18 protein-coding genes are annotated in these 23,141 nt (G+C 46.8%); 13 read left to right on the forward strand and 5 right to left on the reverse strand.

Going from position 1 to position 23,141, the window contains the following annotated elements:
- The first annotated feature begins 62 nt into the window (after positions 1–62).
- A complete protein-coding gene (locus tag ACLVWU_RS04945) occupies positions 63–2,324 on the forward strand; it encodes an aconitate hydratase (RefSeq protein ID WP_413577788.1) in 2,262 nt (753 codons plus the stop codon).
- Between the two features lie 66 nt (positions 2,325–2,390).
- On the opposite strand, the gene ACLVWU_RS04950 is transcribed toward ACLVWU_RS04945, so the two are convergent.
- The 3 genes from ACLVWU_RS04950 to ACLVWU_RS04960 all read right to left on the reverse strand — a co-directional run bounded on the left by ACLVWU_RS04950 (position 2,391) and on the right by ACLVWU_RS04960 (position 4,497).
- Positions 2,391–2,900 carry a fascin domain-containing protein gene (locus ACLVWU_RS04950; protein WP_413577789.1) on the reverse strand — a complete coding sequence of 170 codons (510 nt, stop codon included), beginning with the start codon at positions 2,898–2,900 and terminating at the stop codon, positions 2,391–2,393.
- Between the two features lie 147 nt (positions 2,901–3,047).
- Entirely contained in the window at positions 3,048–3,731 is a 684-nt protein-coding gene (locus tag ACLVWU_RS04955) for a nitroreductase family protein (RefSeq protein WP_413577791.1), read from the reverse strand.
- An 85-nt stretch (positions 3,732–3,816) separates the two neighbouring features.
- A complete protein-coding gene (locus ACLVWU_RS04960; protein ID WP_413577793.1) occupies positions 3,817–4,497 on the reverse strand; it encodes a hypothetical protein in 681 nt (226 codons plus the stop codon).
- Positions 4,498–4,725: 228 nt separating this feature from the next.
- Here ACLVWU_RS04960 and ACLVWU_RS04965 point away from each other — a divergent pair, with 228 nt between their 5' ends.
- From ACLVWU_RS04965 to ACLVWU_RS05010, 10 genes are all read left to right on the forward strand, one after another.
- Complete coding sequence (locus ACLVWU_RS04965; protein ID WP_413577795.1) at positions 4,726–5,910, forward strand: hypothetical protein; 1,185 nt, start codon at positions 4,726–4,728, stop codon at positions 5,908–5,910.
- 13 nt (positions 5,911–5,923) lie between these two features.
- Positions 5,924–6,304, forward strand: coding sequence for a YbaN family protein (locus tag ACLVWU_RS04970; RefSeq protein ID WP_413577796.1), 381 nt, complete (start codon positions 5,924–5,926; stop codon positions 6,302–6,304).
- Positions 6,305–6,449: 145 nt separating this feature from the next.
- The gene (locus ACLVWU_RS04975) at positions 6,450–7,244 is read left to right on the forward strand and encodes a DUF4423 domain-containing protein (RefSeq protein ID WP_413577797.1); all 795 of its coding nucleotides are present in this window, start codon (positions 6,450–6,452) and stop codon (positions 7,242–7,244) included.
- On the forward strand, positions 7,241–8,176 hold the full coding sequence (locus ACLVWU_RS04980; RefSeq protein ID WP_413577799.1) for a hypothetical protein: 936 nt from the start codon (positions 7,241–7,243) through the stop codon (positions 8,174–8,176). Before ACLVWU_RS04975 ends, ACLVWU_RS04980 begins: the two co-directional genes overlap by 4 nt.
- Before the next feature lie 99 nt (positions 8,177–8,275).
- The gene (locus tag ACLVWU_RS04985) at positions 8,276–12,394 is read left to right on the forward strand and encodes an Ig-like domain-containing protein (protein ID WP_413577800.1); all 4,119 of its coding nucleotides are present in this window, start codon (positions 8,276–8,278) and stop codon (positions 12,392–12,394) included.
- A 132-nt stretch (positions 12,395–12,526) separates the two neighbouring features.
- On the forward strand, positions 12,527–13,606 hold the full coding sequence (locus tag ACLVWU_RS04990) for a substrate-binding domain-containing protein (protein ID WP_413577802.1): 1,080 nt from the start codon (positions 12,527–12,529) through the stop codon (positions 13,604–13,606).
- Positions 13,607–13,719: 113 nt separating this feature from the next.
- On the forward strand, positions 13,720–14,757 hold the full coding sequence (locus ACLVWU_RS04995; RefSeq protein WP_413577804.1) for a CapA family protein: 1,038 nt from the start codon (positions 13,720–13,722) through the stop codon (positions 14,755–14,757).
- A gap of 87 nt (positions 14,758–14,844) precedes the next feature.
- Complete coding sequence (locus ACLVWU_RS05000) at positions 14,845–15,588, forward strand: tetratricopeptide repeat protein (RefSeq protein WP_413577806.1); 744 nt, start codon at positions 14,845–14,847, stop codon at positions 15,586–15,588.
- Positions 15,579–16,595, forward strand: coding sequence for a hypothetical protein (locus ACLVWU_RS05005; protein WP_413577807.1), 1,017 nt, complete (start codon positions 15,579–15,581; stop codon positions 16,593–16,595). The genes ACLVWU_RS05000 and ACLVWU_RS05005 overlap by 10 nt, the downstream gene beginning before the upstream one ends.
- Complete coding sequence (locus tag ACLVWU_RS05010; RefSeq protein WP_413577809.1) at positions 16,592–17,152, forward strand: hypothetical protein; 561 nt, start codon at positions 16,592–16,594, stop codon at positions 17,150–17,152. Before ACLVWU_RS05005 ends, ACLVWU_RS05010 begins: the two co-directional genes overlap by 4 nt.
- Here the strand turns inward: ACLVWU_RS05010 and ACLVWU_RS05015 are convergent.
- The gene (locus tag ACLVWU_RS05015) at positions 17,149–18,102 is read right to left on the reverse strand and encodes a lipid A deacylase LpxR family protein (RefSeq protein ID WP_413577811.1); all 954 of its coding nucleotides are present in this window, start codon (positions 18,100–18,102) and stop codon (positions 17,149–17,151) included. The two genes, ACLVWU_RS05010 and ACLVWU_RS05015, sit on opposite strands and share 4 nt — an antisense overlap.
- A gap of 184 nt (positions 18,103–18,286) precedes the next feature.
- On the opposite strand from ACLVWU_RS05015, the gene ACLVWU_RS05020 reads away from it, so the two are divergent.
- Together ACLVWU_RS05020 and ACLVWU_RS05025 are read left to right on the forward strand one after the other, a co-directional pair.
- Positions 18,287–18,775 carry a hypothetical protein gene (locus ACLVWU_RS05020; RefSeq protein ID WP_413577813.1) on the forward strand — a complete coding sequence of 163 codons (489 nt, stop codon included), beginning with the start codon at positions 18,287–18,289 and terminating at the stop codon, positions 18,773–18,775.
- Between the two features lie 257 nt (positions 18,776–19,032).
- The gene (locus ACLVWU_RS05025; RefSeq protein ID WP_413577815.1) at positions 19,033–21,207 is read left to right on the forward strand and encodes a zinc-dependent metalloprotease; all 2,175 of its coding nucleotides are present in this window, start codon (positions 19,033–19,035) and stop codon (positions 21,205–21,207) included.
- Between the two features lie 62 nt (positions 21,208–21,269).
- Here ACLVWU_RS05025 and ACLVWU_RS05030 read toward each other — a convergent pair whose 3' ends face one another.
- Entirely contained in the window at positions 21,270–22,943 is a 1,674-nt protein-coding gene (locus tag ACLVWU_RS05030) for a peptide ABC transporter substrate-binding protein (RefSeq protein WP_413577816.1), read from the reverse strand.
- Positions 22,944–23,141 lie beyond the last annotated feature (198 nt).

The raw sequence follows: 23,141 nt of genomic DNA on the forward strand, positions 1-23,141 counted from the left end.
CTCGTTGAGCTTTCAACTGATTTTCATTAGGATGTGGCGTTCTTTACAGAAAGGCAATTACAATGGCTTCTAAAATCGAAACGACACCTGAAATGGTGCAGAACGTTTACAAGAAGACAGCTGAGCGTATCGCAGTTGTTGGTAAACGATTGAACCGTCCTTTGACTCTTGGAGAAAAAATCCTTTTCGGTCACTTGGACGATCCTCAAAATCAAGAATTGGTTCGTGGCGAAAGTTTCTTGCTACTTAGACCAGACCGCGTAGCAATGCAGGATGCGACAGCGCAAATGGCTTTGTTGCAGTTCATGCTTGCGAACAAAGATGAAGCAGCCGTTCCTTCCACAGTTCACTGTGACCACTTGATCCAAGCTTACAAAGGTTCTGGCGTGGACATGACAGTTGCCAACCAAACCAACAAAGAAGTTTATGACTTCTTGGCAACAGCTTCTTCCCGTTACAACATCGGCTTCTGGAAACCAGGCGCTGGGATCATTCATCAAGTCATCCTTGAAAACTACGCTTTCCCAGGTGGTTTGATGATCGGTACTGACTCTCACACTCCGAATGCGGGTGGTTTGGGTATGTGTGCTGTGGGTGTCGGTGGTTCTGACGCTTCTGACGTAATGGTTGGTCTTCCTTGGGAAGTTAAAAATCCAAAATTGATCGGTGTCCACCTTAAAGGCAAACTTGGCGGTTGGGCTTCTGCAAAAGACGTTATCTTGAAACTTTGCGGAATGCTGACTGTTAAAGGTGGTACGGATAAAGTTGTTGAGTACTTCGGTGAAGGTACTTCTTCAATCTCTTGTACTGGTAAAGCGACAATCACAAACATGGGTGCTGAGCTTGGCGCAACTTGCTCTGTATTCCCGTACGATGACCGCATGGGCGCTTACTTGAAATCAACAGGCCGCCACGAGTTGGCTGCAGTTGCTGATGCTCACAAAGATCTTTTGTCTGCTGATGCTGACGTTATCGCAAACCCAGGCAAATACTTCGACGAAGTTTACGAAATCGACTTGTCTGCGCTTGAGCCACACTTGGTGGGTCCTCATACTCCAGACTTGGCTCGTCCAATTTCTGCACTTAAAAAAGAAGTGGCTGAAAAAGGTTACACAGTTAAGATTTCTTCTGCGTTGATCGGTTCTTGCACGAACTCTTCTTACGAAGATATCGGCAGAGCAGCTTTCGTTGCTAAACAAGCGATGGAAGTTGGTTTGAAAATGGAATCTCCATTCTTGGTTTCTCCAGGTTCAACACAAATCCAAAACACTATTGAACGTGACGGCCAAATGGCGACATTCAACGAAGTGGGCGCTACAGTTCTTGCAAATGCTTGCGGTCCTTGTATCGGTCAATGGAGACGTGACGACATCAAGTCGGGCGAGAAGAATACAATCGTAACTTCTTTCAACCGTAACTTCCGCGCACGTAACGATGCGAATCCAGAGACTTTGGCGTTCATCGCAAGTCCTGAAATCGTCATGGCGTTGGGTCTTGCAGGTCGTTTGGATTTCAATCCGATCACTGACGAATTGACAGGTCCAAAAGGCTCTATCAAATTGCAAGCTCCAGTGGCTCCAGAGCTTCCAGCTAAAGGTTTCATCGCTGACACTGAAGGTTACCAAAAACCAGCAGGTGCTACAGCTCAAGTGGCTGTGAATCCTTCTTCAGACCGTTTGCAACTTCTTTCTCCGTTCACTAAATGGGATGGTAACGACTTCGTTGATAATTTGGTTCTTGCGAAAGCAAAAGGCAAATGCACAACGGATCATATCTCTCCGGGTGGTAAATGGTTGAACTACCGTGGTCACTTGGACAACATCTCTAACAACATGTTGTTGGGTGCGGATAACGCATTCTCAGGTGAAATCGGTAAAGGTAAAAACCAACTGACTGGCGAAACTGGTATCGAGTTCGCGCAAATCGCACGCCAATACCAAAAAGCCAACAAAGGTTGGATCATCGTTGGCGACGAAAACTACGGTGAAGGTTCTTCCCGTGAGCACGCAGCTATGTGCCCAAGACATCTTGGCGCGACGGCAGTTATCACGAAGTCTTTCGCTCGTATCCACGAAACGAACTTGAAAAAACAAGGTGTGTTGGCTCTGACTTTCGCTAATCCAAAAGATTACGACAAGATCCAGGAAGCAGACAAAGTTTCATTGGTAGACCTTAAAGATCTAGCTCCAGGCAAACCTGTGAAAATGATCTTGAAGCACGCTGATGGCTCTACAGAGACCATCGAAGCGAAGCACACATACAACGCAGAACAATTGAAATGGTTCCGCGCTGGCTCCGCCCTGAACTTGATCCGCGGCCTTTAAGCCGAAGATCTTTTTGTTCCGTAATGTTCAAAACCCACAGTTTGAAAGAAACTGTGGGTTTTTTATTTATTGGAGGGAGATATCGCAGTTCAGGCGAAATTTTTCCCACTTTCCAATTCTTGTGGCGTCTGTGTGAATGGTATCGACAATTTTTCCGCCTCCACCCACGGCCGTTACGTAATTACCGGTTTTGGTCTGAATCGCATAGACCCCAAAGCCCAATGAAATAAATTTGAATTTTTCCCAATCACGGATTTGCGTGGCATCAGAATGAATGACGTCGGTAATTCTTCCTCCGCCACCAACAGCGGTTAGAAAGTTCCCCGTTTTGGTTTGAATACCATATTCTATGACGGATTGACCGGAACCAGAATCCACTAAGGTGAATTTCTCCCAAGAGCCGATTCGGGTGGCATCTGTGTGGATGACGTCAACAATGCGCCCCCCTCCGCCGACAGCTGTCACGTAGTTGCCTGTGAATGTTTGGATCGCGCAGGTTATCGGGGCATTTTCTGCGAAGGCAGAAGTCGAGACAAACAGAAAAGACGAAAGCAGAAGTCGGTTTAGATTTTTCATTTGAACTCCTTAGGATTTCATTTTTACTTCATCTGATCCATAATTGCAGAAAGACTCAAAGATTTTCCAAAGACTTGCACCCTTGCATGGGTGGCTGTGTGCAACCGACATATTTGTATGACGACATCGACTGCAAACCGGCAATGACTAGATCTTTTTAAGTACCACGTCTTTTGGCAGGCGGAAGCGTTCGCCCCAAAGCCCTTCGGGATCGCGGCGCCCGACAGAGATGATCATCACGACACGCGCGCGGCAACCCAGTCCCAAAATCTTTTTCACACGTCGCTCATCGAAACCTTCCATCGGGCAGGTATCAAACCCTTGTGCACTGATGGCGAGCATAAAGTTTTCGGCCGCCAGGGCGGTGGATTTGATCGCGACTTCCTCGATGTCACGGGAAGACCAGGGCTTGCGCACCACAGGGCGGAACAGGCCGGTTATATTGAAGATCAACCACTTCACAGGAGCTAGAATTCGCCAGGAATAAAGCAAGGGCATTAGCTTTGTATAGTAAGACTTAACAGCATTCGGGGCGGCCGGGCCTAAGTGTTTTAAATTCGCCTCTTGTGCAACTTTCCAAGTCATCGGATCTGCGATAAAAACAACCAGCTCTTGAGCCGTGCGAGCAGCCCCTTGATTCATACAAGCCACCGCGATATCACGCTTGGTGCTTGCTTCGTGAACCCAGTAAATACGCCAGGTTTGCATGTTAGACGAATTCGGTGCCAGCAAAGCCGCATCAAGGGCTTTATCCATGACATCAGAGGGAACTGCTTCGGGAGTGTACTTACGAATACTTCTTCGGGCTCGAATGGCTTCAAAAAATTCCATTCAATTATTACATAGGTTACCGGAAGATTAGGCAATTGGAACCTTCAACTTGCGATTCAACATTGAATGGATCGGACTATTTAACTTAAGGACTCCAGCAACGCGGGCGGGAAGTCGACGTTGCACTGGCAATGAACGTGTCCAAACGGCACTGGGGACTTCCATAATCCAAAAGAGTCGACTTCACTATGGAATCGTCTTTACGTTGCAAACTTGGTTCGTTTGATTCATTGGGAAGAACCTGCCACTGAAGTTTTGCAATGATAAGTCCCGCTATCAAAGAGCGACGGCAAATAGCAGTGTTGGATTGGCCCGAGCAAATTTGGCGCAAATCATTTTCATACACGGCTGGCAAAGTTACGGCCTGCTCGCCAACAGCAGGGGCAAGTTTATTAAAGCAGGATTGAATCGAGTAGTAGTCAGCAGCACCCTCACCAGAGGCCCAAGGAACACCAGCCATGGATGGGAAATAAGGCTTATCACCCAAGTGGTGTCCAACTTCGTGGCAGACCACCAAGGTGAAGCTGTCCAGTGTTGTCGTGCGCTCACGCGCCAAGCCCCCATAGATCACAATCAATTTGCTGTCATCAAAGCGCATGGCTTGAGCATTGACCGTGTCATTGTCCCAGCTACCTTGAATCTGAATATCTGGATAGTGCTTTTGGAAGAGGGCAATTAGTTCGGTGTATTCACCTTCAGAGATCGCCGCCTGTGCGATTTGTCCAAACAAAGAGCTCACCAGAAGTAGCAGGAATAGCATTCGCATGATTTCAAATATCCTTTTAGAAATTGCGACTGTAAAAGGAACCTCGCGGAACTCAAACACAGTACCAAGTCATTGAAAACATTCTGTGTTCTGTTCAAAATTTCGGCAGCAGCAATATAGACGGCCCTTTTCGTCACAGTGTTTAGGTATCAGACATTCCCGGTCCCAGTATTCAACAGGTTAACGCTCCTTAAGCGTGGTCTTTTTCTTGCTTGGATCATGGCGAATATGAAAAACACAGTACGTTTTCTCATTTATATTACTTTGATGCTGGTGCCGGCCTTCTATGCGTTTGCAGATGATAAGGCCCCACAAGAATCTATTGAAACGGAGTTGGTCGAAAAGACTCTGGAGCCAGCCAAGGTTGCAGATGCCGACCACACTCACACCGTTATTAAGATCTCGGAAACAATTTCATATACATTGGATGCCTATCCCGATGTGGAATTGATGAAGGAAGCCTTGGGATTAAATATCCCGGAAAAAGTGCGAGCCGAAATGCTAGCCCGTGGTGGGAGAATTGAGCACGTGGATCCCTTGGCGGCATATGAACAGCTTTCAGATGAACATAAAAAGCATTTCCGCGAAGTGCGTCTGCAATACCTAACAAATGCCGCAAGAATTTTGAATTCAACAAAGTTTGCAATGGGAGCCGGAAGCCTTGTGGGCGATGGCTTAAGTTTCGTCAAAGTGAACGTTAAAAAAGCCTTTGGGAAAGACACGGTCATTGAAAAAGAGCATCTGACCTTTAAGCAAAAAAGTGACAGAGCAGTTCTAAGTATCCTAAAAGGCATGGACTATAAACTTTGGTCACAGGCGCCTCTGTTGATCGACTCAAACGAGTTTGGTTTGAGCGTATCCGCGGGCATTGTTGCCGAAACCGGAGTCTTAAAGCGGGGCGCTGGCGGAGCCGAAGAAGTTGGCTTCAGCCTTGCGATGAACAAACATAAAAAAGCTTTTGTGTTTGAGATTTTCCATAACTCTGAGAAATTTGATAATACTAAAGCCGCAATTTCAGTGATTGGAATGGTTGGTAAAGTAGGCATGACCATGGGGCACCGTGAAGGTGCGGAAACTTTAAAAGGTCACTCCTTTTATCCACCTGCAATCCCGGGATTTAGCATGAACTCTCCGGAGTATTTTGCGGCAGGGTTTAGCAGCAGCCTGGGTTTGCCACCTCCACCATTGGCGGATCTATTGACGTTTACCAATAAGTTTGAACGCCAGTCTTTGATTCGTGTGACGGTGTCTCCGGTGGTGAAGGGCTTTGTGCGTGTCCAATTCGGAGATGTGAAGGGCTCCTTCAAAGCTGTGGCTTTCCGTTTTATCGATATGTTTAAAGCGATCGCTTATAAAGTTCATTTGCTAAAGCGTCCAACTATGTGTTCTGCTGTATTCCTAACAGCAGGATAAAGGAACGCCGCCTGTGCCCGAAGTCGTCAAAAACCCAGCACTCAGAACTATTCTTTTCGTACTGGGAATGACGGCTTTGATTCTGGGAGTAATAGGGGCCTTTCTGCCGATTCTTCCGACAACTCCTTTTTTAATTCTATCTGCTTTTTGTTTTGTCAGAAGCTCTCCCAAGGCCCACGCGTGGCTTTATCGTCAGCCTTTGTTTGGTCCCGCATTAAAAGACTGGGATCAGAAAAGAGCTATCGCAAGACGTGCTAAGATCTTAGCTATCGCCATGATTCTGGTATCGCTGTCAGTGATGTGGTGGCGAGTCGAGAATCGTACCGTTGTTATTGTTGTTTCAGTTGTGCTTTTGTCCGTTTCTTTATTTGTCGCAACTCGTCGTGAGCCCTAGGCGGTTTCAATAGCAATTTGAAACCACTCGGATACTTTTAAATCCCATTTCTGCTGTTTAAGTACCTTATTTTTGAAACCACTTGTGACTATTTGGTTTACTTTTGTAATCGAGTTTCATAAACACCTGGTCTGAGGGGAACACTTTGACTGTCAATCTAGCTGCGCGTCCTGCCGAAACAAGGCCTACACCATGTTCTATTTTAGCCCGTGAATTAGAGAAGCGTATTCAACGTAATCCACGCTATTCTTTGCGCCAGTTCGCAAAATTTTTGGGAATGAGTCACACGGTTTTGTCATTGGTACTAACTGGAAAACGTCCGCTTTCGCGTAAAGCCGGGCAATTGGTGGTTGATAGGCTGACGTTGTCACCGGAGGACGTTGCGATCCTCTTGAATTCTCGTCCTCGAAAAAGCAAGTTTCAAAGATTAGATGCCGATTACACCCCGGTTGATCTTGAGACATTTCGTTTGTTATCCAATTGGGTTCACTACGCAATATTAAGTTTGTTTGAAACGGAGGATGCGAAGTTCAATCCTCAGTGGATTGCCCGTCGTTTGAAAATCTCCACAGAAGAAGCCAAAGATGCATTTGAGAGATTGGTTAGTATCGGTTTGCTCGCTGAAAGTACGCCCGGTGTTTGGAAGCAAACAGGTAAGTCGATAAAGGTAGAGAATAAAATTTCGACAACCTTTACTCGTCAGTTCCACCGCGAGCTTTTAAATAAGGCGATCGACTCCTTGGAAAACGATCCGGTGGAAGTGCGCAACTTTTCTTCCATGACTATGGCGATTGATCCCACGCACATGGATTATGCCATTAATCGCATTAAAGATTTCCGCCGTCAGTTGACTGCAGAGCTTGAGGCGAAGGGTGCGCCGCAAGAGGTGTACAACTTAACTATTCAACTTTATCCGGTTACGTCACGAGGGGAATTATGAGAACGTTTTTGTTAGCCCTGAGTTTATTTGTGGGAATATCTGCATTCGCTCAGCCAGGAAAAGTTATTCGTGGAAACGAAGGGGCTTATGGCGGCGACGAAGTCGGCCTGGAGTTTAAGACGTTAGCGAAGATGGGTTTTGACGAGATCAAGCGCGAGCACGACGAACTTGCGAAGCTGTTTTCTGTTACGGAGGCTTTGAAGATGGTGGATGTGGCGCAAGTGCTAGCTGTGGACGACAATCTGCAGTTGGAAGTAAATGGAGTTCTTCAACAAGTCGTGATGGTGAACTATCCTAAAGAAAAAAAGATCCTGATAAATCGCATGCGTTGGAAAGCCATTGGTTCTAAAAAGATCAAACAAGCTTTGGCGATTCACGAGATCCTGGGTCTTATGCGTATCGAAAAAACGGGACTTTATCCTATTTCTTCAAGATTTTTTGGTGTTGATCCTGAGCTATTGAATCTGGGGTCGTGCTATTTAGCGCGAACGACGGAGTCTATGGATGGTATCGCGAATGCGGATATCGAGTTGAAGCTTAAATCCTCAGCTTCGGCGATCGTGTTCTATATTAATACTAAAAGTGATTGGGCAAAGTATTCTTTGCAAAACTTTGCCAAGAATCTGGGAGTGGCGGATCCCGACGTGGTGTCTTTGACCTACAGTCAATTGAAACAAGCTCCCAGCTCTTGTCTGATTAAAGAAAATAAAATCGACTGTGTAGATATGATGAAGGCGCCGACGCTTGTGTTCTTAAACTCGAAAGGTATGCAATATCCGGTAGAGTCCACATTCAAGAGATTTAAAACTTTAAGGCGTAGTTTCCCGATGCCTTTGGACATCTCGTTGACGGCGGAAGTGGAAAACGAAGACGGCGATATTCCCCTTAAAAGCAGCCTGGATTTTCAATTCCAATCTATAACTTGCGATTAGTTTATGGTTGCAAATTCTCATAGCGAAAATGCAACCATAAACTGATCTAAAAATGCGACAAAATCTTTAGTCTTTGTTTTGTATCCCGATAGATTCACTATGGAACGAAGACTGAACCTCTGGTGCGTTGTCGTCATGGTCTTTGCATTCTCATCTACGGGATGCTCTCTTTCGTTAAAGATCACAGCACAATTAGCCCGCCTTATAGCACCAACTCCACAAGCCAATTTGTCGTCAACAACGGCCGCTAATAACAATTTGTCTCAGTGGAGTATCGACGTCGAATTCAATACCCCCGTGCAAGGTCTGGATATTTCCGACTTTGACCTGACCAATGGTGTGGTCACCGATCTTCAAGAAATCAGTGAAGGCACCATTTATCGTATCTTAGTGAATCCGATTGCAGAAGGTAATGTTAGTGTACAGCTTCGTGCGGATGCGGTCTTAAGTTCTCGCAACGAAAAAAATCCGTCATCAAATATTCTAAGTTTCATAAATGATCAAACTAAGCCCTCGGCGGTCATCAGCTATTTGGGAATTGATCCGACCAATACCTCGCCGTTGCATTTCTCGGTCACCTTCAGTGAACCGATGATAGGTCAAATTGCAATAAGTGATTTTGCAGTTACGGGTGGAAGTTTGAGTCAAATTTCTGGTAACGGTACCGTTTTTTATCTTGAAGTGGTTCCCTCGGCTAGCGGAACGGTCTCCATATCGTTGTCCGCAGGGCGTATGACGGATCTATTTGGAAATGAGAATCTGATTTCAAATTCCGTCTCAGTCATTTTCGATAATGATCGTCCCTTGTCGACATTGTCTTCGGTGGCCGGCGATGATGTGAACTCTGCTATCACCGTGAATGTGTCCTTCAGTGCTGCTGTAGGGGGATTTTCAGCAGGGGATCTGGAAGTTGAGAATGCCCTGATCAGTAATTTTTCAGGCAGTGGCGCTAGCTATAGTTTTACGCTGACTCCGATTTCCGAGGGCAACTTCAGGGTTCGAGTTGTGGAAAATGCAGCACAGGATTCTGCGTCTAATCAATCTTTGGCATCGTCATGGCTGCAGAAGAACTACGACTCCATTGTCCCGACAGTAACACTGTCCACGCTGGCTCTCTATACCACGACGACTTCACCTGTAGTCGTGACAGCGACTTTCAGCGAAAGCATCACTGGCTTTGATGTCAGTGATTTGACATTAGTGAATACAACCGCTGCAATTTCTGGAAGTGGTACGACATATACGATCACTCTGACCCCTCAGGGGGAGGGAGTTTTCAGTGTCAAAATTCCTGCAGCTGCGATCACGGATAGTGCCGGAAACCCTGTACAAGCGTCATCAACTGTTTCGAGTATCCGCGATACCACTCTGCCAACTGCAACAGTCACGAGTGATATTGGACCTTATTCGTATTCTTCACCGATGAGCTTTACGGTGGTTTTCAGTGAGCCTGTCACAGATTTGACTCTTTCAGATTTTAATGTGGTGGGAGGAACGAATGCGCAACTTAGCACTCTGATGGGATTTGGAACTATTTGGACTTTCCAGATGAGTCCTTCGGTAACGGGAACTAAAACAATCACTTTACCTGCAAATAAAGTCATAGATGCCGCAGGACTGGCAAATGTGGTGTCGAACACAGAGACATTTATTTACGACACAACACCAGTTTATGTCTCCTTTGTTCAACGTGAACAAGCCGTCTTGGAATCAAGTACGATGCCGCAAAAATTTCAGATCCGCATGGCAGGAACCAAGCCGTATCCAGTGACCATCAATTATCGGCTGATCGGAAGTGCCGTGAATGGCGTGGATCATGACTTGGCGACAGAAGGTAATATCACAATTCCGGCGAACTCTGCCAACCCTACAACAGTCGATATTCCGTTTAATCTGGTTCATAATCCGAGCATCGAGAATAAATATATACAGATGAATCTTCATTATACGAGCAGCCCGTTAATTCGTTTCGGTAAGGACTATCAAAGTCGAATTGCCATTGCTGATATGGACGGCCTTCATGGTTCTGTTGTTAGTCTTTCGGTCAGTGATTTATCCCGCTGTGTAGTTTTAAGTGATGGCCGTCTTCGCTGTTGGGGGAATAATTCCAGTAATGGTGTGTTAGGTGATGGAACTACAGCCGCGAGTTTAACGGCAAAGAATATTGATATCGGTCGCTCTTACGCCAAGGTTGTGGCCTCCTCCGTGGATACCTGTGGAATCCTGGGAAATGGTGATTTGTATTGTTGGGGAAATAACTTTTATAAGCAACTGGCGAACACATCGACGACAAGTTATCTATCACCTATTTACGTAGATTCTGGCTATTCCGATGTAGCAATTCTAGGAAAGGCCATTTGCGGAATTAAGAGCGGTGATATCTATTGCTGGGGAACATCTGCCGCGGCAGAACTGGGCAATGGCTTGTTGACGGGAGTTGTAACTTCTCCCACCAATATCACATCAAATACAACGACGTATCCCAATAGTTTCGTCTCTGTCTCCGCTTCAGGGGGGGCGTATGCCTGTGCTTTGGATAGTGCGGGAGATGTTTATTGCTGGGGTTATAATAACGTGGGGCAGTTGGGGGATGGCACGACCAATACAGCCCTTGTTCCAACAAAGCTCATATCAGCGGTCGCATTTAAATCCATCAGTGCCGGGGGTTCGCATGTTTGTGCCATCGACATCAATGATGCTCTAAAGTGTTGGGGCTATAATACTAATGGCCAGGTTGGTGATGGAACGGTTGTAACCAGAATGAATCCAGTCGCCGTAGACGCGGCAAACACATATTTGAATGTGGCGGCAGGGGCTTCCCATACCTGTGCCGTTCGTAAGGTCTCGCAAAGAGTTGTTTGTTGGGGGCGCAATATTACAGGCAGCTTCGATGCAGGCGCCTTGGGCGATGGCAGCGATTACAGTACTGTCTATAAGACAACACCAACATTGGTTACGGATACGGCAACCTACGCGGTGCTGTCTGCGGGCTATAATTTTAGTTGTGGGGTGACGACAGATCAGCGAGTGAAGTGTTGGGGATCCTATGCCAACAATGGGGTGGGAGATGGCTTTGAAAGCAATCGTGCTCCTTTAGTTGATACAGATTATGGGCAAGGCTATAAGCAAGTCGATGTGAACACTTCCTTCGGATGTGGGATTGACGACCAAGATCGTTTGAAATGTTGGGGTAATGGAACTGCTGGCTCCGTGGGGGACGGAATGAATGGAGTCGTTCGCAGCAGTCCGGTCGTGTTAGATCGGGGACTGACTTACAAGTTTGTTTCAGTCGGTCGTAGGCATGCCTGCGCAATTATGATTGATGGTACATTAAAATGTTGGGGAAATAATTCTGACGGTGTCGTGGGCGCGGGGAATTCGGCTTCAGTGTTTGTCACTCCCGTGGTCGTGGATGGTGGTACTAAATATAGAAAGGTCGCGGCAGGTAGCTCCATGACCTGTGGTATTACAGAAGATGGTGTTTTGAAATGTTGGGGTTGGCATTATAATGGTCAGTTAGGTGATGGGACAGCCATTTCAAAAAGTTATCCGGCTATTATTGACTCTGGTGTCAAGTATATCGATATCGCTGTCTCCAGATGGGGTGAGTCGCATACCTGTGGAATTACTGAAACAAAAAACCTGAAGTGCTGGGGTGGGAACTCCAATTCTCAGCTTGGCCTCGGAGGCACGACGCCAGCGAACTACACAACTCCTCAAGTTGTCAGTGCCACGGATCTATATTCCTCTGTAGCAGTTGGATTTGGCTATACTTGTGCCACACGTGATGGAGCCAACAGTTTATATTGTTGGGGTATATCAAGTGACTATCAGACGGGTTCAAACTCCACATCCCTTTTGTTGACACCGGCATTGGTGGATTCCAGTGCTTACTCGGCGCTGGTGCTGGCACAATACGGCGGCTGTGGAAAGACTGCGGTAGGATATAAATGTTGGGGGGGAGTGAGTTCGACGCTTTCTCGTTTGGTTGGAGTGACGGCTTTGAAAATTCCAACATTGATTCCAAATGCGGCAAATTATAAAGAGCTTTCATTTTCAAACCCCACCGTGATGTTTGGTGTTGCGGCAGGGTGCGCAATTAAACTTGATTCCGGGCTTCAATGTACAGGTCCCAACGATTCAGGATTGTTGGCACATGCCGGAGTCTTCCCGGGGTGGTTAAGTCCAGTCGATGTTACGACTTGGGTGGTTCAATGATTGACTCACGAACCTCCAGAGGGTGCTAACCAGCACTGGAGTTCCAGACGAACTGAAGAAGATACTCTGATCTCCTACATTCACTAGCGAATGGTTTTGCTTAAGAGTTCTTCAACTTAGAAAATTTCATTTATGAAAAAGCTCCAAGTTTGTCTAAATCAACAAGTGAGGATTCTTGCAGCTGCCTGCAAGATAATCATAATCTCTTGTTTATTTGCGCCAGTTGCAAAAGCACTTCCCCATAATGGGCCTCAAGCTCGGACCAATAAAAAAATTCTTTTCGTTGCCTCCAACCTTATGAACGGTGGGGTGAAGTCCGTCAGCGAGTCCTTCAAGCAAGCCAGCGCCCAGCTGAACTGGCAAGTTGAAATTGCCGATTGTGGAGGCAGGAAAAACTGTGTGCGTGCGACTCTAAAAAAGGCTCTCGATAAAGCTCCTGACGGAATTGTGCTGGGAGGTTTTGACGGAGCAGATGTTCGCGACACTTTAAAGAAAGCTCGCAATAAAAGTGTGAAGATCGTTGGGTGGCATGCCGCTGCGAAATCGGGTCCCACACCTGATATGTTCACGAATATCACTACAGATCCATACACTGTTGCTCAAACGGCGGCGGCGCAAATTCCGAACTATGGCAACAAACCTGGCGGGGTAATTATTTTAACCGATCGAGATTACTCGCTAGCAACAACGAAAACACTGGCTTTGAAAAAGGCTATCGAGGCCATGAAAAACTTTAAACTGATCGCCGTCGTAGACGTGGCAATTTCTTCTGCGGAAAAAGATATTCCTCAATTGATAAAAGCCTGGAATCAGCGCTATGGAAAGTCTTGGACTCATACATTGGCAATAAACGATCTGTATTTTGACTATATGGCGCCTTCATTGAAAGCTGTCCATCGTGAAGACGTGGTGGGGATTTCGGCGGGAGACGGCTCTCTGGCGGCCATTGAAAGAGTGAGTATTGAGAAATCTTCGCAGGTGGTTGCAGTGGCGGAACCATTGCAAACTCAAGGGTGGCAGTTGGCGGATGAGTTGAATCGTTCTTTTGCCGGAGAGCCTCCCAGCAATTACATAACTAAACCCTTGGTTATCAGTAAGAAGTACATGGATGGCTTAAAGAGTGATGATATTGAAGAGCACATTGCATTTCGGAGTACCTATTTATGCATCTGGTTTCCCGAGAGAGAGAAAGATAAATGTCTTATGCCCTAACTCAATCTTAAAGCATTTTGGGGGCTGTCGCAGAATTTGACAGGGTTGAAAAAATGCTATTGACGCCAAATTCGGGAGCCAACGTCTGTAGGGTGGAGTATAACAGTTCTGCAATGAAAATACTCTTGGTTGTACTCTTAGCTTTCAGTTTTTCTCTCGCGGCAAACGCTGCAGAGGAATCCTTTGTCACCGTTTCAGCTGTGGGTGACGTGATGCTTGGCACAGATTATCCCACGGATAAACTTCCGAGCGATCAGGGCCGGAAGCTTTTCAGATATTCTCAAGAATATATCAAGACCGGCGACATTCGCTTTGCCAATTTCGAAGGAACTTTGTACGACGGTGGTAAAGGTGCTGGATCCAAAAGTGAAGGTGCAAATCGTCACCTATTCCGTACTCCTACAGAATTTGCTCGCACCTTTGCGGATGCCGGCTTCAATGTCGTGAGTTTAGCCAATAACCACGCCATGGATTTTGGTTCAGAGGGGCTCCTCTCGACTCAACAAACTTTGCGCTCATATCAGATTCAGTCAAGCACCAAGCGCGGTTTTGAGGTTGCAAGTTTCCTGGTTCGCGGAGTGCGTGTCGCTGTGATTGCAACTGATTACTATGCCGGTCCCAGAAGTATATCAACACCAGAGAAAACCTACCAAGAGATCCGTGATCTTAAAAAACGTTTTGATATCGTGATCGTGTCTTCCCACGCAGGCGGCGAGGGATCGAGTGCCACCCGAACTTCCAATCAGATCGAATACTATATGGGTGAAAATCGCGGAAACTCCGTGGCCTTTGCCCGTGGAGCGATCGATGCGGGCGCAAGTCTGATTCTGATGCATGGGCCGCATGTGCCAAGGGGCTTGGAAGTTTATAAAGGCCATTTGATCGCCTACAGCCTGGGGAACTTCGCAACCGAGCGAGGAATCAACGTGCAGGGCACAGCGGGCTTAGCACCACTGTTACTGGCGAAGCTTGATTCCAAAGGCCGCTTTCAAAAGGGTTCCATCACATCCTTCATTCAGGATCGTGAAAAGGGAGTGGTTTACGATAAAAACCAAGCAGCTTATAAGCTGATGCAAAGCCTGTCCTACAGTGACTTCGGTGGCTCAGCTCCATTATTTGACCCCTCCACAAGTATGATTCTTCCCCGCTAAAAGCGTCTGATTACCTTGCAGTAACGAAGCGTGAAATAACTATATTCCGGGTCTGCGGCGTTTATATTTGGCCCCACTGAGTTTACAATGCGCGTCACTATGCGTTGGATCCCCCTTCTACTTTTGATCGCTGCTCTTAGCGCCTGCAATTCGGAAAAACCCGAATCGCGCGAAGATAAAATGAACCGAGGTTTCGAATACCTCGATCAGCAGAACTACGACCAGGCGATTTCTTATTTCCAACGTTTGGTTCAAGAAGATCCTCACCCTCAAGTGCGCATGGCTTTGGCTTCCGCTTACGCAGCTCGCGCGGGAATTAAGTTTGATATCATTTATAATTTCGTCGTCGTTAAGCACCAGCCGACCATGCGTGTGCAAATTTCAAATTTAAATTTTTCAGCGCAGACCAACGAAGTTATTCATCAGCTGGAAGGTTTCCTTGCCCAGTGGGAGCAGGTTCCTTCTGTCTCCGCTGCGGGTCGCAGCGATATCGAAAAAGCCGTGGTGGTGTTATCCAAAACCGATAACTCGGGGGCACGCCTTTACAGTGCGGTTCTGCGAGTCGTGGCATTAAAAGCCAATGTCGCTGAAGGAATTATCTCCTGGAATTTGCAGACTCAAAGCAAAGACAAAAAAGTCTGTATCAAGGATGTTCGCCCCTGGTGGGAGTGGACCGAGCGCGTGTTAAAATCCCTCGATACTTTAGGAAATGATTTGGCCAAGGCCTTCCCGCAGAAAAAATCTGAACTGGAAGCTTACCGCGAGCAACTGACTCAAGTAAAAGTACAGATGTCTTCAGTGAAGATCCCCGTGGGTGAGCAATGCTTCTAAAAGCTTCTGCCTTCCTGATTTTAATGACTGCAACGATCGCACAAGCCGGCGCTTTGCCGGGATACTTGCGTGATGGCGGCAGTCGTTTCTTGTATCGCTCTTTTGGTTCCACTTGTTACTCAATGGATTCTATCGAGCGCGGTTTGCCTTGCAACCCTGCCTTCATCGCGAAAAACGACAAGCAACGTTTTGCCAGTGATTTATTCCTGGGCACAAACATGGACTACCTCAGTGACGTCGATGACATGGTCAATGGGCGCGCGACTCCCGAGCAGGTGAATCGTATTTTCTCGCGCCGGGACGCCTCGCAGGCAGAGGCCTCCTTGGAAGCTTCTTTCCAGGCAAGAACCTGGGGCTTTTCAGTCGAGCCTTACCGCATGGTTTTTTACACCGACATTCATAATCCGGCTTTGCCGGCGATAAACTTTATCGCCGCCGAAGAGCAAAACATCCGTCTGCAATTATCTTCCTATGTCAGAGAGAATTTTTATGCAGGCGTGCAGTTGCGCTATTCTCACGTAAAGTTCGTTGGCAATTACATCATGCTGACCGAAGCCTTTGCTGCCGACTCGGAAGAAATCTTTCGCTCGCGCGCGCAGAATTTGATTTTCGTTGAACCGGGCTTTGTCTATGCCTGGGACGATGAAAGCTGGCAGCCGCAAGTGTCTGCAATGCTATCAAACTGGGGCTTTGCTGATGAAAAATCAGATCAATATCCGGTAAAGCCGCAAGGCTTGCTGGGCGCTTCAGTGAAACCGCCTGTGGGTTTGGGAGTTCTGGAAATCGGCACGCAGTTCGCAATTCACAGCGATACCGAACACTGGCAAGAGGCCTTCCGCGCGGCAATGGCTTATAAGATCGGTATTCTCCAATTGGCTTTAAGTGGCGGTCAGCGTGATCACTCTGCCGGCTTCATGCTGGTTTATGAAAACATCACCAGTGGTCTGTCTTATTGGGGCGAGGACCAGGATAACGGCGTCTACATCTCCTTCGGGGTGCAGCTATGAAGATGCTGATCGTTTTGCTGTCGCTTTTATTCTCGGTCCAAAGCTTTGCCTTCATGAGCAACGATACTGGCTATCAGGGCCTGCCTGAGTGGTCCGACTTCCGCGAGTTCGTTAAGCAACAACAGGAAGAAGACGAACGCATGGGAGTCAGCTATATGATCTCAGGCGGCATCGCGGCCCTGGGTGGTGTAATAGGCTATGATCTTTCCAACGATCCCTTAAGCCGCAGTGTCTATGCGCTGACGTCGACAGTGGGGATTGCGGCGATCGGTTTGGGTGCGAGCTACTATTGGACCGGCAATGAATACGACAGCTTCTATTATGCCTTAGAAAACTCCAGCATTTCGATTCAGGAAAAAAACCGCATCCTGCAAAAGTTCCTGGAGCGAGAGCGCGATAAGCGCGAATCCCGTCGTTGGATTCGCGTGGTAACTCACTCCTTGATTGCGGCTGTGAATTTCTATAGTGCTTCCCGTGAAACCAACGGGGACGTGAAGCCGGTCTTTGTATTCTTAGGTACAGTGAATACGGTTCTCGCAGTCAGTTACGCTTTTTAGAAACCGCGCTGATAGCTAAGGGAGATATTCCCGCGAGCATCCGGCGATGTTTGAGTTTTAAATCTCTTCGTACTCATCTCATAGCTATAACCCAGCTCCAGATCCCAGCAGCGAATCACAAGTCCCGCACTGCCAGCTGTGACCAGAGGACGCTTTTCCACCGAGGCGCTGTCGCCATCAGAATTTCCATCCAAGAAGATATCCCGGGCTACGATTTTTTCGTAAAGACGAAACACCGTGAATAGAGAGAAGTCGCCTTCATAGGCATCAACGGTGCGATAGCCCATATCATCAGGGATGTTGTAACCCCAGCGCAGAATTCCGCCGACCTCTAAATGTGTATCGACGTTCCCCAGGGAGCCGCCATAGAAATAGATGAAATCAGAGTCCGCCATGCCCTCATAGCGATAGGGCATTACGGCCTGTTTCATTTTAACGTTAATACCCAGCTCATTGTGCAGCTGATAGTCCCAGCCTTGAGCTTGATCCGCACCAATCACGCGGTGATAGAAGTTCTGGGTTTCCTCGCCCAAGGCTGCAGGTCCCACAACGCCTAGGTCGATCTGATAGATATTTAAAAGATTCCCTTCGCGCGTTCCCATAGAGGTCGTTAGGAACAACCATCCCGCATAGGGCTGATCATCGGGATCGGGGATCGCTGCTTCAGTGTCTTCAGGCGTATAGATAAACTGCGAGAGCGCAAAGCTTGAATATAGTTTCGTTGAAGGAGAGAAGTTGTCTTCAAAGCCTTTAGTGAAACCAAACAGTCCGCTTTGAATAATACCTATAGATAAATTGCTCGTAAGATGGCGATCTGTGTGTTCGGGACCGGTGAAATAGTCATTACCAATATCTAAAACAATCTGTCTTCCGCCTTCATCAGCGTGTGCTGAATAAATAGGCAGAGTGAATAAAGAGATAATTAAGAGTATAAATTTCTGTGGAGTCACAAGTCCTCGTATCTATTGGTAACTTTACATTACATAGGACACTTTTAGTGTAATGTTAAATGGAAAGATTTCATAAATCAGGTGAAATTTACGCATCACGCAAAATCGAATTGTCTTTGCGCGTAATCGAGAGCATTAAGTGCGCACAACAAAAAAACATCATTCATACCTACAGGAGATTAGAATGAAAAACATGATCCTTGCTATCGCCGCTCTTATCGTTGGTCAAACTGCTAACGCAGCTATCTCTGCAAACTCTTCTTGGGAAGAAATCTTTGCAGCTAAAGGTCCATACCAAATCGTAGCTCCAGCTGTATACATGGGCCGCGCTATTGATTACACTTTCGTATGTGTTGATGGTAACGAACTACGCACTCAAAAACCAGTAGACATCGTTGTTACTAAACAACCAACTAACCAAAACGGTCGCACAGAGTTCGAAGTTGTTGGTTCTGAAATCCTTTCTACTCCAATCAACTACACTCAAAAAGAATCTTTCTGTGATTCTTCTAAAGGTGACAAAACTGTTTGCCGTGACGTTGTTTACACTGGCACTTACCCATTGACTGTTAACGTAAAAGTTTACTCTCAAGTTGGTAACGAAGCTCCAGCTCGTTTGCTTTTCACTAAAGCATACACAGTTCCAACTTGCGACAACGCATCTGTTAACTAATTATCTTAGTTAAATTGAACTAGCTTAAAAAGCCCGCTCTCGAGCGGGCTTTTTTTTTGAGGTAACAGTTCCCTTTCTGTACTGCGAAGCAGTACGAAAAGGGAACTGTTACCGAAATCCCGGTCATCTTTTTGCATCCTTAAGACTTCTGAAAATTTAAGCACGCTAAATTGGAGTTGGCCCCCCAAAGGGCTCCCATTTTGGTCTCGCTGTCTCATTCTTAGACAGTGGGGCTGCGGCGTTTTTTAGGAGTGACCATGCAGTTCTGGAATCGTATTTCTGTTGCTGTCCTTTTATGCTCGTCTTTGCTGGCTGCTTGTACCAACAAGGAAACCGTCAGAGTCGAAGAGAAGCTTCTGCCGCCGGCAAAGATTGAGGCGACTGCGACCATTCAAAAGAACACGGTGACCTTTGCTAAGTCCTCTTTAGGTAAACTCTTTATAGTGATGCCGATCAAAACGGCGGCTTCTCGTTCGGCAGCTCCCGAATATATTAGGTCGTTGGTGGTTTCTTTCGAGCAAAGTGGCGATCGCATTGCGGTCTACAATCGCTCAACCGATAATTTGCAGTCGCAAATCGTGGCGGATGCCCTGATTCAGACTTTTCCAGTTGTTTCCGAGACTGCTGAAAACGTGGTTTTTGATATTGGCCAGGGTTTTGTGAACCTGAACTTGCAAGAGGGCCTTACGATCACTGATCCACGAATTTATTCAGTGCAAAGTCAGATAGTTGAATCCAAGTCAGAGAACACTTTGAAGGTTAAAGACTCCTTCGTGAAGTCCCTAGTATTAAAAGACAATGCGATTCAATTGGTGCAGGACATCCGCATGGTGGTTCCTTTTAAGTCGTACGTAGAACTGGATCCTAAAACCCAAAAGAATGTCGACAAGTATACTAGTGTTCCTAAAGAGGTGGAGCAGGGTGCAACACTTGCCATTGAAATTAAGCCTTATGTAAGTAACGAGGAATTCGTGGTTCGTAACTACGACTCCCAGGAGCGTTTCGGTTACTTCATCAATAAGGTCGGTAAAAAGAATTCCGACGAGCGTGAGCCGTTGGGACAGATCGCCCGTTGGGATATCGCTGAATCTCGCGGTCCGATTCGTGTCTTGGTCGCACCGGAATTTCCTCAACCTTTGCGTGAAGGGGTGGATGCTTCGGTAAGATACTGGAATAAAATTTTTGGTCGTGACGTAATGCAAGTGGAATTTGACTACAAGGTCGAAGCTTTCCAACCGGATCGCTCTATCGTGGTTCGCTGGATTCAGTGGGATCAGGGTAATGGAGCCTTCGCCAATATTCAAACGGATCCTTTGACGGGCGAGTCCTTGCGCGCGATCGTCTATATCACTTCCGTCTTTACTGCCGATAAGATGTATGTCGATGGAAAACCTAAATCTGATGACGTTGTTGGCATGCCCGGCAATGGCCTGTGCAATTTAGAGTTTGATGCGGCTTCCGTTCACAAGGTCAACGTCGTTGGTGAGGTGATGGCCCACGAGTTGGGGCATGTGGTCGGACTACGACATAACTTTGCAGGTACTTCCAATGCACCGGCAAGTGATCAGGAAATCGCAGAGGCCATGGATCTGATTCAGAAAGACGGAACAGTGAAACCCGTGGCTCTAAGCTCCACCGTGATGGATTATCCCCCGGCGCCTGCGTATTCCATATTGGGCGAGTATACGAAAAGTAATTCTCTGCCTTATGATGCTGCTGCGATCGAGTGGGGTTACTTCGGAAAAGAAGTGAAGCGTACAGCAAATATGTATTGTGCAGACGAGCACATTATGGCGGCGAATGATGCAGAAAGAAAAATGCTGGGATGTGAGCGCCGCGATCTTTATAAGAATGTGTTTTTTGCCGAGCGCGAGAGAATCCTCTCGAAGGCTCGTTATCTAGTTGAGAATGCGGCATTTACTTTGAAATTGAACCTGCCACGACTACGCATAGATGGCTTGTCTTCAGCAGTATACTATTTAAGTTTTAGTCCTGGTTTGAGCATAGAGGACTCTTTGTATGTTGCTACACCCGAGAAGATACAACCGATTTTGGTGGCTGACGACATCGTGCCGGATTTCTTGCAAGGACTAAGTCCGTACTACTATCGGGCAAAGGACTTCTATAACTCCTATTCGGCACCAGGTGATGCTAAAATCACTAGCGATCTTTCAGAAGTTGGCGGCATGAAGGCATTTGTAGAGTCTCTAAATCCAGTGAAGGTATACGGAGAGAATTTCTTCCAGAATCAGGTGAAGGATAAAAAGACCATTCCACTTTTGGTGAAGGCGGGTCTTACTGAAGAAGAAGCGGCATACTTGCAAGCGAACTGGCTGCAAGCTGCAATTCGACTTGACCAAAAGGAAGCAGCAGAAGCAGTTGCTAAAACGATCGATTTCACCAAACTTCGTAAGCCGGAGTGGAAGAACTAATTCCCGAGGTAACAGTTACCTTTCTGTACTGCGAAGCAGTACGAAAAGGGAACTGTTACCGCTTAGAAGTGCCAGTTTTCTATTCTTAGGTATTCGCTGTTGTTGTGGCCGGACATCTCGTAGCCTTTTAGGCCTTTGGGGATGATCGAGGTGTTTGAGCGGTAGTAGCTTGGTAGTTGCGGTAGTTCTTCGGTATAGGCCTTTAGCACTTTGTGCATGATCTCGGTGCGTTTTGCGGTGTTGAATTCTTCTGATGCCTGCACCAATAGTTTATCAACTTCTTTGTTTCTCCATCCGGAGCGATTGTGGCCGGACCAGCCGTTGCCTTGGGATGGAACCATGGTGGAACTCATTGTTCCTTGCGGAACCATGTTGGGAGATTCTACCCACGTTAATGCTGCCATTTCGAATTTTCTTTGGCGTAGGATTTCACCGAAGAAGATGCGCGCCGGGAAACTTTTTAGAACTACTTCCAATCCCAATTGCTTCCACTGATTTTGCAGGTAGACCGCAATCATCTCGTTCATTTTATTGTCGGCGACATTGGTCATAGTTAGTGACATTTTTTTTCCGTCTTTATAACGGTAGCCATCTTTCTCCATTTTCCAACCGGCTTCATCTAACAAGCGCTGCGCTTTGATGCGGCTATATGGGTAAAGCGTGATGAATTTTGGATCATCGGTATACCACTCGTCAAACGGAGTCGAAAAGTGCAGGGCAGGGGGCTGCTTGCCGTCAAAGAAGGACTTGGCCATCTCTGCGCGGTTGAAGGAAAAGTTTAAGGCTTTACGCACATTCAGGTCTTTAAGAATAGAATTGTCCAGATTCAACTCGATGTGCGCATACATCGAACCGGCTACGTATTTCACTTCGTAGGGAAGATTTTGTGACTGTACTTTTTTATCGAATGCCAGTGTCTGATCAAAGCTCATCCCTGAAGACGACGTCATATCAACGTTGCCACTCATAAGATTTGCTTCCATCGATGTGGAATTTAAAATGAACTTAAAGATCACTTTCTTAAAGTACGGCTTCTTGCCATAGAATTTTTCATTCGGAACCAAGACAATGTGACTGCCTTGTTTTAGCTCTGCCACGCGGTAGGGACCATTGTACAATCCCGGCTCGGTGATTTTTGACGCGTAAAGGGAATTGCGTTCATAGGTTAGCACTTGGCCTTTGTATTTTTCAAACACCGGCATTTCCAGGTGAGCGGGAATCAAGCGCGGCATTGAAACATAAAAATTGTACTGGGCTTTTTCAAAGATCACGGAGCATTTTTTTGGATTGGTTTTATCAATCACGATGTCTTTGACGTTGTCATAGTCATCGCGATTGGGTGTTGCGACCAGGTCATTGCTGCCGATCTTCCAGCCAGCTTCAAGGTCTTTGCAAGTCACAGGTTTACCGTCACCCCATTGGGCGTTGTCGATGAACTCCAGATCTGCTTTTAAGTGCGTGCCGGTTTTGTCAGTGATGAGCTGGGCTTTTTTGTTTTCAATAGTTGGGATTTCTTTGATCAACACGGCTTGTGGTTTTCCATTTGGCGTGATCATCACCAAGGGGCGCATGATAGCGTCTTGAACCAGGCCACCGGCGGCCATCGTGTTCACGATGGGATGGATGGTGTCGAATTCGGCGTTAACTGCGATGCGCAGTTCATCTTTTGGGCTTGCTGCAAGGGCAGTGATAGTCGAGAAAGTTAAAAGCGAAACGCACGAAAGTACTTTAGTCATTTTTCCATCCGATCCTGATCTTTGATCGTACCGTGAGGGAAAAAATGATGGCAATAGATATGAAGCAAAAAAATGCCCCCGCGTTGGAGAGAACGCAGGGGCGTACTGCAAGGGAACTTACCACTGGAGAGAGCTATAAGTTCCCAGTTGAACTGTTGATCTAAAGAATCATGTAGAGCATTAGAGCTGCCATGACCA

It is taken from the genome of Bdellovibrio sp. HCB290, from assembly GCF_047305925.1.
In the GTDB taxonomy this organism is placed as follows: Bacteria; Bdellovibrionota; Bdellovibrionia; order Bdellovibrionales; family Bdellovibrionaceae; genus Bdellovibrio.